6 protein-coding genes are annotated in these 10,014 nt (G+C 71.7%); 4 read left to right on the forward strand and 2 right to left on the reverse strand.

Annotated elements, in window-relative coordinates; translation table 11 throughout:
• The first annotated feature begins 458 nt into the window (after nt 1–458).
• The 3 genes from ABZ321_RS57850 to ABZ321_RS57860 all read left to right on the forward strand — a co-directional run bounded on the left by ABZ321_RS57850 (nt 459) and on the right by ABZ321_RS57860 (nt 5,860).
• Complete coding sequence (locus ABZ321_RS57850; protein WP_344515976.1) at nt 459–1,742, forward strand: ricin-type beta-trefoil lectin domain protein; 1,284 nt, start codon at nt 459–461, stop codon at nt 1,740–1,742.
• Nucleotides 1,743–1,806: 64 nt separating this feature from the next.
• Nucleotides 1,807–4,185: a ricin-type beta-trefoil lectin domain protein gene (locus ABZ321_RS57855; RefSeq protein WP_354905574.1), complete on the forward strand. Its 2,379-nt coding sequence runs from the start codon at nt 1,807–1,809 to the stop codon at nt 4,183–4,185.
• A gap of 175 nt (nt 4,186–4,360) precedes the next feature.
• On the forward strand, nt 4,361–5,860 hold the full coding sequence (locus ABZ321_RS57860) for an arabinofuranosidase catalytic domain-containing protein (protein WP_354905576.1): 1,500 nt from the start codon (nt 4,361–4,363) through the stop codon (nt 5,858–5,860).
• Nucleotides 5,861–5,920: 60 nt separating this feature from the next.
• On the opposite strand, the gene ABZ321_RS57865 is transcribed toward ABZ321_RS57860, so the two are convergent.
• Together ABZ321_RS57865 and ABZ321_RS57870 are read right to left on the reverse strand one after the other, a co-directional pair.
• The gene (locus ABZ321_RS57865; RefSeq protein ID WP_354905579.1) at nt 5,921–6,898 is read right to left on the reverse strand and encodes an aldo/keto reductase; all 978 of its coding nucleotides are present in this window, start codon (nt 6,896–6,898) and stop codon (nt 5,921–5,923) included.
• Nucleotides 6,895–7,773 carry an amidohydrolase family protein gene (locus ABZ321_RS57870; RefSeq protein WP_354905582.1) on the reverse strand — a complete coding sequence of 293 codons (879 nt, stop codon included), beginning with the start codon at nt 7,771–7,773 and terminating at the stop codon, nt 6,895–6,897. The genes ABZ321_RS57865 and ABZ321_RS57870 overlap by 4 nt, the downstream gene beginning before the upstream one ends.
• Nucleotides 7,774–8,161: 388 nt before the next feature.
• Here ABZ321_RS57870 and ABZ321_RS57875 point away from each other — a divergent pair.
• Nucleotides 8,162–10,014, forward strand: a 1,853-nt coding sequence (locus ABZ321_RS57875) for a PQQ-dependent sugar dehydrogenase (protein ID WP_354905585.1), incomplete at its 3' end; no start/stop codon positions are given.

Here is a 10,014-nt window from a genome sequence, read left to right on the forward strand (position 1 = left end):
ACCTGCAGTTCCTGTACCAGGGCAAGAACCCCAGCGCGGGCGGCGACTACAACCTGCTGCCGTGGCGGCCGGGCGTGCTGACGCTGCAGCGCTGAGAGTACGGGCCGTCGCGGCGGCCCGCGTTCCCGACCGCTCGGGCGTGTCCGGTGCCACCAACGCATCGGGCACGCCCTCGGCGGCGGACACGGCCGGCGGATATCGAAGACGCCATATCTCTTGACCGAAGACATCATACGAATTATGTTTCGCCCGAGGTTCGATCCTCGGTACCCCACCCGACGCAGGCACCGGCCGCCCCGCCCCGGCCATGGCTGCGCAGGCAGCGCCTCTCCCGCCAACCGGGAGCGCTGCCGCCGACCGAAGGAGACCCACCTGTGAGCACCCGACACAAGCCCCGCTGGCTCGCGGCGCTCGGCGCCGTGGCGGTCGTGGCCGCCGGAGTCGTGGCCGTGACGGCGATGACCATGCCGTCGGCATCGGCGGCCACGACGGCCGGCTGCGGCAAGACCCCGACGCTGCGCAGCGGCAGCTACACCATCCAGAGCGGCGGCCAGAGCCGCAGCTTCATCCTGCGCATCCCCGACGGGTACAGCAACACCCGCCCGTACCGGCTGATCTTCGGCTACCACTGGCGCGGCGGCACGATGAACGACGTCGCCTCCGGCGGCAGCAGCGGCAGCTCGTGGTCGTACTACGGGATGCAGCAGCAGTCCGGCAACAGCGCGATCCTCGTCGCGCCGCAGGGCATCGGCAACGGCTGGGCCAACAGCGGCGGCCAGGACATCACGTTCACCGACGACATGGTCCGGATGATCGAGAACGACCTCTGCGTCGACACCACCCAGCTGTTCGCGATGGGGTTCAGCTACGGCGGCGGGATGAGCTACGCCATCGCCTGCGGCCGGGCCACCGTGTTCCGGGCGGTCGTGGTCTACTCCGGCGCGCAGCTGTCCGGCTGCAGCGGCGGCACCCAGCCGATCGGGTACTTCGGCATCCACGGCATCTCCGACAACGTCCTGAACATCGCCTCGGGCCGCCAGCTGCGCGACACGTTCCTGCGCAACAACGGCTGCGCCGCCCAGAACGCGCCGGAGCCGTCGCCCGGCAGCGGCCGGCACATCACGACCGCCTACTCCTGCCGTGACGGGTACCCGGTGCGGTGGGCGGCGTTCGACGGCGGCCACGGCCCGGGCCCGGTCGACGGCTGCTCCGGCTGCGAGGACGGCACCAGGACGTGGACCAAGACGGAGGCATGGCAGTTCATCGCCTCGTTCGCCGGCGGCACGACGCCGAGCTCCCAGCCGCCCGGCAGCCCGTCGAGCAGCCCGTCGGGCAGCCAGCAGCCGGGACAGTCGAACGTCACGGTCGTCGGCGCGGGCTCCGGCCGCTGCCTCGACGTGCCGGGCAGCAGCACCACGAACGGCACCCAGCTGCAGCTGTGGGACTGCCACGGCAACACCAACCAGCGTTTCACCGCCACCGCGAGCCGCCAGCTGACGGTGTACGGCGGCAAGTGCCTGGACGCCAGCGGCCAGGGCACCGCCAACGGCACCACGGTCGTCATCTGGGACTGCAACGGCCAGGCCAACCAGCAGTGGAACGTCAACAGCAACGGCACGATCACCGGCGTGCAGTCCGGGCTGTGCCTGGACGCCAGCGCCAACGGCACGGCGAACGGCACGAAGCTCCAGCTGTGGGCCTGCAACGGCCAGGCCAACCAGCGGTGGAGCCTGCGCGCCTGACCGGTCCACCGGTGGCGTCGGCCCCGGCCGGCGCCACCCTGACCACAGCAGAGGAGGAACACCCATGGCAACGAGGATCGGCGCGGCGAGGATCGCCGCGGTGCTGCTGGCCGCGGCGGCCGCACTGGTCGCCCCAGGCACCCCCGCGCAGGCGGCCACCGCGGTCACGATCAACGGCTCGTCGGGCGGGCGGGTGCTCGACGGCATCGGCGCGGTCAGCGGGGGCGGCGGCAACAGCCGGCTGCTGATCGACTATCCGGAGCCGCAGCGCAGCGACATCCTGAACTACCTGTTCAAGCCGGGGTACGGCGCGGCGATGCAGATCCTGAAGGTGGAGATCGGCGGCGACACGAACTCGACGTCCGGCGCCGAGCCCAGCCACGAGCACACCCGCGGCGCCGTGAACTGCAACCGCGGGTACGAGTGGTGGCTGATGGAGCAGGCCAAGGCCCGCAACCCCAACATCAGCCTGGTCGGGCTGGCGTGGGGCGCCCCCGGCTGGATCGGCAACGGCAACTTCTGGTCCACCGACTCGATCGACTACCTCCTGGCGTGGCTGGACTGCGCGGGCACGCACGGGCTCACGATCAACTACCTCGGCGGCTGGAACGAGAAGGGCTACAACGTCGCCTGGTACAAGAACCTGCGCGCCGCGCTCAACTCCCACGGCTACGGCGGCGTGAAGATCGTCGCGTCCGACGACTTCGGCTGGTCCGCCGCCGACGACGCACTGCGCGACAGCGCCTTCGCAGCCGCCGTGTCCACCTTCGGCAGCCACTACGTGTGCGGATACCGCAGCGCCCAGAGCAGCTGCCCCAGCTCCAGCAACGCGCTGGCCACCGGCAAGGCGCTGTGGGCCAGCGAGAACGGGTCCGACGACTACAACGCCGGAGCGCAGGCGCTCGCCCGCGGCATCAACCGGGGCTACGTCGACGGGCGGATGACCGGCTACATCAACTGGCCGGCCATCGCCGCCATCACGCCGAACATCCCGTGGGCGACCACGGGCGTGGCGGTCGCGTCGCAGCCGTGGTCCGGTGCGTACTCGATCGGCAAGAACGCGTGGGTGATGGCGCAGACCACCCAGTTCACCGCCCCCGGCTGGCGCTACCTGGACGGCTCCAGCGGCTACATCGGCGGCAACCGCAACAACGGCAGCTACGTCTCGCTGCGCCCGCCCACCGGCAGCGACTACAGCACGATCATTGAGACGATGGACGCCGGCGCGGCGCAGACCCTGAACTTCACCGTCACCGGCGGCCTGTCCACCGGCACGGTGCGGGTGTGGTCCACCAACGTGCGGTCCGGCAACACCGCCGAGCAATTCGTGCGCGGCGCCGACATCACACCCTCCGGCGGGGCCTTCTCTCTCACCGTCCAGCCCGGCTACGTGTACAGCGTCACCACCACCACGGGGCAGGGCAAGGGCACCGCGGTCAGCCCCGCGCAGGGAAACCTGAAGCTGCCGTACAGCGACACCTTCGACGGTGCCGCCGTCGGCCGCGAGGCGACGTACCTGATGGACCAGCAGGGCTCGTTCGAGGTCGCCGCCTGCGGGGGCGGCCGCGCCGGGCGGTGCGTGCGGCAGATGTCGGAGCAGGCGCCGATCTACTGGACGTCCGGCCACGCCGAGCCGTTCGCGCTGCTGGGCGACCTGACCTGGCGCAACTACACCGTCTCCTCCGACGTCATGCTGGAGAAGTCCGGGTATGCGCAGCTCATCGGCCGCGGCAACACGTACGACCACCAGGGCCCGCAGAACCTCAACGGGTACTACTTCCGGGTCACCGACACCGGCGCCTGGTCGATCCGCAGCAACAACACCAGCGGCAACTGGCGGACCCTCGCCAGCGGCACCACGGCGGCGCTGGGCACCGGGCGCTGGCACACCCTGTCGCTGACGCTCAACGGCAGCACGCTGAGCGCGTCCGTCGACGGCACCACCGTCGGCTCGGTGTCGGACTCGACGTGGGTCGCCGGCCAGATCGGGTACGGCACCGGCCAGGGCGTCACGGCGCAGTTCGACAACCTCACGGTGACCCCGGTCGGCACCCAGGGCGGGTCGACCGGTGAGATCCGCGGCGCCGGCTCCAACCGGTGCCTGGACGTCAACGGTGCCGGCCAGGCCGACGGCACGGTCGTGCAGATCTGGGACTGCAACGGCGGTGCGAACCAGCAGTGGACGCTCACCTCGAGCAACCAGCTCACCGTCTACGGCAACAAGTGCCTCGACGTGGCCGGCACCACCCAGGGCACCCGGGCGCGGATCTGGACCTGCAACGGCGGCGCCGGGCAGCAGTGGCGGGTCAACGCCGACGGCTCGATCGTCGCCGGCGGGTCCGGGCTGTGCCTGGACGTCAACGGCGCCGGCACCGCCAACGGCACCGCGGTGCAGCTGTGGACCTGCAACGGCGGCAGCAACCAGACCTGGATCCGGGCCTGACGGCTCCACCTCGCCGGCGGCGCCGCGGTCCGGCCGTCCACATCGGACGGCCGGGCCGCACCCGCCGGCATCCGGACGAACACCTGAAGGAGGGCACCATGCAACGCATCCCGAGGGCCGCCGCACGACGCCGGGCGCGGCGCTGATGGGCCCGCGCCACGACGCCATGCCACCCATGGCCGCAGCGCCGGCCGGCCCGGCCGGACACCCCACCACCCGTCGCGGGACCGTCCTGGCGGTCGTCGTCACGCTGCTGCTCGCCGGCGCCGCCGCGGTGACGGTGAGCCGGGCCGCGCTGGCCGCCGACACACCCCAGCAGCTCGTCGGGGCGGGCTCCGGCCGTTGCGTCGACGTGCCGGGCTCCAGCACCACGAACGGCACCCAGGTCCAGCTGTGGGACTGCGGCGGGGCGACCGGCCAGTGGTGGACCTACACCGCTGCCAGGCAGCTGACCGTGTACGGCAACAAGTGCCTCGACGCCAGCGGCCGCGGCACCGCCAACAACACCCCCGTCATCATCTGGGACTGCAACGGGCAGACCAACCAGCAGTGGAACGTCAACGCCAACGGCTCCGTCACCGGCGTGCAGTCCGGGCTCTGCCTGGACGCCACGGGCCGCGGCACCGCGAACGGCACGAAGATCATCCTGTACGCGTGCGGCGGCCAGTCCAACCAGCAGTGGACGCTCTCGTCCCCGCCGCAGGGCGGCACCGGCGGGCCGTGCGACATCTACGCCGCGGGTGGCACGCCGTGCGTCGCCGCGCACAGCACCGTCCGGGCCCTGTCCAGCGCCTACAGCGGCAACCTGTACCAGGTGCGGCGCTCCTCGGACAACACGACCCGCGACATCGGCGTGGTGACGGCCGGCGGCACCGCGAACGCGTCCGCCCAGGACGCCTTCTGCGCCGGCACCACGTGCGTGATCACGGTCCTGTACGACCAGTCGGGGCGCGGCAACGACCTGTGGTACCAGGGGTCGGCCGTCGTGCCCGGCTCGTCGCAGAGCAGCCCGGCGAGGGCCACCACGGAGTCGCTGACGGTCGGCGGCGGCAAGGCCTACTCGCTCTACATCAACCCCGGCAACAGCTACTGGCGCGACGGGCACCTGACCGGCGTGCCGACCGGCAGCGCGCCCGAGGGCATGTACATGGTGACCAGCGGCACCCACGTCAACGGCGGCTGCTGCTTCGACTACGGCAACAGCGAGACGACCCGCAAGGCCGATGCCGCCGGCGCCATGGACGCGATCTACTTCGGCACCAGCTGCTGGTTCGGTGGCTGCTCCGGCTCCGGCCCCTGGGTGCAGGCCGACCTGGAGTGGGGCCTCTTCCCCGGCGGCAGCAGCGCCTGGAACCCAAACCAGCGCGCGTTCACCAGCAAGTTCGTCACCGCGACGCTGAAGAACAACGGCACGTCCCGCTTCGCCATCAAGGGCAGCAACGCCCAGGCCGGGAGCCTGTACACCCTGTACGACGGCACCCTGCCCAACGGCTACAGCCCGATGAAGAAGCAGGGCGCCATCGTGCTCGGCAGCGGCGGCGACTGCTGCAAGCCCGGCGGCGGCGCCAACCAGAGCGCCGGCACCTTCTACGAGGGCGCCATGGTGGCGGGCTACCCGTCCGACGCGACCGAGAACGCGGTGCAGGCGAACATCGTCGCGGCCGGCTACCGCTGACCGTCCAGCCGGGCGACCCGGATCGGCCCCGCCGCGACGCCGACGCGGCGGGGCCACCCTTCATGCCACCTCGAGCAGACCGGCGGCCCGCAGCGCGGCCCAGAGCGCGTCGGGGACGGTGGTCGCGGCGCGGTCCACGGTCTGCCGGACCTCCGCCCGGCTGCGCAGGCCGACCACCGTCGCGGTGACGGCCGGGTGCGCGCGGACGAACGCGAGCGCCGCCGCGGGCAGCGTGACGCCGTGCGCCTCGCAGATCCCGGCGATGCGCCGCACGCGGTCGATGAGCTCGCCGGGCGCCTGCCGGTAGTCGTACGTCGCGTCCGCCGGCGGGCGGTCCGTGGCGAGCAGGCCGGAGTTGTAGACCCCGGCGATCACGACACCGACCCCGGCACGCTGCGCGGCGGGCAGCAGGTCCCGCAGCGCGCCCTGTTCGAGCAGGGTGTACCGGCCGGCACACATCACCAGGTCGACGTCGGTCTCCTGGACGAACCGGGTGAGCATCGCCGACTGGTTCATCCCGGCCCCGACGGCGCCGATGACGCCCTGGTCACGCAGCTCGGTCAGGGCGGGCAACGCTTCGGTCGCGGCCTGCCGCCAGTGCCCGTCCGGGTCGTGCAGGTAGACGACGTCGATGCGGTCGAGGCCGGTGCGGGTGAGGCTCGCCTCCAGCGAGCGGCGCACGCCGTCGCGGCTGAAGTCCCACCGCCGCCGGTGGGTCGCGGCGACGTCGAAGCCTTCCGGGTCGCGCAGGTGCGCCGTCCGCGGCGACGGGACGAGCAGCCGGCCGACCTTCGTGGAGATCACGTAGTCGTCGCGCGGCCTCGTGCGCAGCGCGGCGCCGAGGCGCCGTTCGGACAGTCCCAGCCCGTAGTGCGGCGCGGTGTCGAAGTACCGGATGCCGGCGTCCCAGGCGGCGTCGACCGCCGCGGCGAAGGTCTCGTCGGTGGTCGCGTGGTACAGGTTGCCGCCCTGCGAGGCGCCGAGACCCAGTGGGGTGAGGCCGACCGCCGGCCGGCGCGGGAGCGTCCTGCGGGTCACGGCGGCCGCAGCCGGTAGACGCGGCGGGCGGTGCCGCTCCAGATCATCGCCTGGTCGGCCGCGTCCAGCGGTTGCAGCAGCTGTGCGAGTGTCTCGATCCAGCGCCGGTACGACGTGGCGAGCAGGCAGACCGGCCAGTCGGAGCCGAACATGAGCCGGGACGGGCCGAACACGTCCAGCGCGTGCTCGACGGCGGGCCGCAGCTGGTGCGGTGTCCACGAGGCCCAGTCGGCCTCGGTCGCCAGGCCGGACAGCTTCGCGGTCGTGTTCGGCAGCCCGGCGAACGTGCGCAGGTCCCGGGCCCAGCCGCCGTGCCTGGAGTACGGCTGCGCGGGTTTGCCGAGGTGGTCCAGGACGAACGCCACGCCGGGCAGGTCGCGGGCGAGCCGCGCGGCGGCGGGCAGCTGGTGGCGGCGGATCACCAGGTCGAACGCCAGGCCGGCCGCGCCGACCGCCGCGACGCCGCGGCGCAGGTCCGGCCGGTCCAGGAAGCCGGGGTCGGGCTCCTCCTGCACGAGGTGGCGGATGCCGACGAGCCGGTCCCCGCCCTCGCCGGCCCGCAGCCGGGCGATGCGGTCGGCGACGTTGCGCGCCGTCAGGTCGACCCAGCCGACGACGCCGCCGACGAGGTCGGTCGTGCGCGCCTGGCGCAGCAGGTCCGAGGTCTGCACCTGCGAGGAGATGCTCTGCACGACAACGGTCTGGGTGACGCCCGCCTCGGCGGCCAGCGGGGCGAGGTCCGTGACGGTGAAATCGGCGTCGATCGTCTTCATGGTCGCGGCGCTGATCCACGGCTGGGGGTGGCGGGCGCGGACCCACAGGTGGTGGTGGGCGTCGACGATCTGCCCTGGTGCCCGCGGTGCGCTGTGGTTCATCGGCCGGGCCAGCCGCCGTCCACGGGCTGCGTGACGCCGTTGACGCTGCGGTAGACGACGGCTTGCATCGAACTCCATCCGGTGTGGCGGACAGCCGAGCTCATGGACCGCGAAAACGTAACTCGTATGACGTATGGAGTCAACCGTGGGATCGGGCAGGCGGGTGGCGATCGAATCCAGCGCTGTGACACAAACATATGACGTATGTCGTCAATCATGTAACGTGCTCGATGCATCGATGGCGGTCGGATCGTGCACCCCCTCGACCGTCCGGCGTGACCGCATCGATGCACGGCACTCGGCGCGGCGGCGCGCGCCCATCTGACCCGCACTGTCAGGAGGGTTCATGAACCGAACACCCCGATACCGAAGCCGCGCGGCGGCGGTGATGCTCGCGCTCGCCGGTGGAACTTTCACGGCGGTCGCCGGCACCGCGGCACCGGCGTCAGCGGCCATCAACGCGGCCGACTTCCAGCAGGTGACCCTCGCCAAAGGGCTCGCCGAGGTCGGCGAGCCGCTGACCATCTCGGTGCTGCCCGACCGCTCGGTCCTGCACACCGCCAGGAACGGCACGCTGCGGCGCACCGACGCCAACGGCACCACGAGCGTGATCGCCAACATCCCCGTCTACACCCACGACGAGGAGGGCCTGCAGGGCGTCGCGGCCGACCCCGACTTCGCCACGAACCGCTACATCTACCTGTACCACGCGCCGCCGCTGAACACGCCGTCGGGCGATGCGCCGGCCACCGGCACGGACGCGACCTGGGCGACGTGGACCGGGGTCAACCGCCTGTCGCGGTTCACCCTCAACGCGGACTTCACCGTCAACATGAGCAGCCAGGTCAACATCCTGGACGTGCCCGCGAACCGTGGCATCTGCTGCCACGTCGGCGGCGACATCGACTTCGACGCGGCCGGCAACCTGTACCTGTCGACCGGCGACGACTCCAACCCGTTCGACTCCGCGGGCTACTCGCCCCTCGATGAGCGGACGAACCGCAACCCGGCCTACGACGCGCAGCGTTCGGCGGGGAACACCAACGATCTGCGGGGCAAGATCCTGCGGATCAAGGTGAACGCCAACGGCACGTACAGCATCCCGTCCGGGAACCTGTTCGCGCCGGGGACGGCGAACACCCGGGCCGAGATCTACGCGATGGGCTTCCGCAACCCGTTCCGGATGAGCGTCGACAAGGCGACCGGCGTCGTCTACGTCGGCGACTACGGCCCGGACGCCGGGTCGACCAGCTCCACGCGGGGCCCGTCCGGGCAGGTGGAGTTCAACCGGGTCACGTCGCCCGGCAACTACGGCTGGCCGTACTGCACGGGCAGCAACACCACCAGCGAGACGTACAACGAGTGGAACTTCGCCACGAACAGCACCGGCAACAAGTTCAACTGCGCCGGCGGGCCGACGAACAACTCGTTCCGCAACACCGGCCTGCAGACCCTGCCGCCGGCCCGGGCGGCGTGGATCAAGTACGCCGGCGACTCCGGCAGCCCGAGCGAGTTCGGCAGCGGCTCCGAGTCGCCGATGGCGGGCCCTGTGTACCGCTACGACGCGTCGAACCCGTCGAGTACGAAGTTCCCGCCCTCATTGGACGGCATGTTCTTCGCGGGCGAATTCGGCCGCGGCTGGATCAAGCCGATCACTGTCAACGCCGACGGCTCACGGGGCACGATCGACAACTTCCCCTGGGTCGGCAAGCAGGTCATGGACCTGCAGTTCGGCCCGGACGGCGCGCTGTACGTCCTGGACTACGGCGCCGGCTTCGGCAACGGCGACGCGAATTCCGCGCTCTACCGCTTCGACTACGTCGGCACCGGCGGCAACCGTGCCCCGACCGCCGTCGCCGGCGCCAGCGTCACCTCGGGTGCGGCGCCGCTGACGGTGAACTTCTCCTCCGCCGGCAGCAGTGACCCGGAAGGCGGGGCGCTGACCTACTCGTGGGCGTTCGGCGACGGCACTACCTCGACCGTGGCGAACCCGACGAAGACCTACACCACCAACGGCACCTACAACGCCACCCTGACGGTCCGCGACCCGCAGGGCGCCACCGGGTCGTCCAGCGTGCTGATCAGTGTCGGCAACACCGCGCCGACGGTCGTGGTCAACGCCCCGGCGAGCGGCCAGCTGGTCTCGTTCGGCGACAGCGTGCCGTGGAGCGTCACGGTCACCGACCCCGAGGACGGGGCGATCGACTGCTCGAAGGTCACCATGACCTACGTGCTCGGCCA

Source organism: Dactylosporangium sp. NPDC006015, from assembly GCF_040614215.1.
GTDB lineage: Bacteria > Actinomycetota > Actinomycetes > Mycobacteriales > Micromonosporaceae > Dactylosporangium > Dactylosporangium maewongense.

Coding starts and splice junctions, on each gene's coding strand:
- ABZ321_RS57850 (WP_344515976.1), top strand. CDS start 459: ATGACCATGCCGTCGGCATCGGCGGCCACGACGGCCGGCTGCGGCAAG.
- ABZ321_RS57855 (WP_354905574.1), top strand. CDS start 1,807: ATGGCAACGAGGATCGGCGCGGCGAGGATCGCCGCGGTGCTGCTGGCC.
- ABZ321_RS57860 (WP_354905576.1), top strand. CDS start 4,361: ATGGCCGCAGCGCCGGCCGGCCCGGCCGGACACCCCACCACCCGTCGC.
- ABZ321_RS57870 (WP_354905582.1), bottom strand. CDS start 7,773: ATGAACCACAGCGCACCGCGGGCACCAGGGCAGATCGTCGACGCCCAC.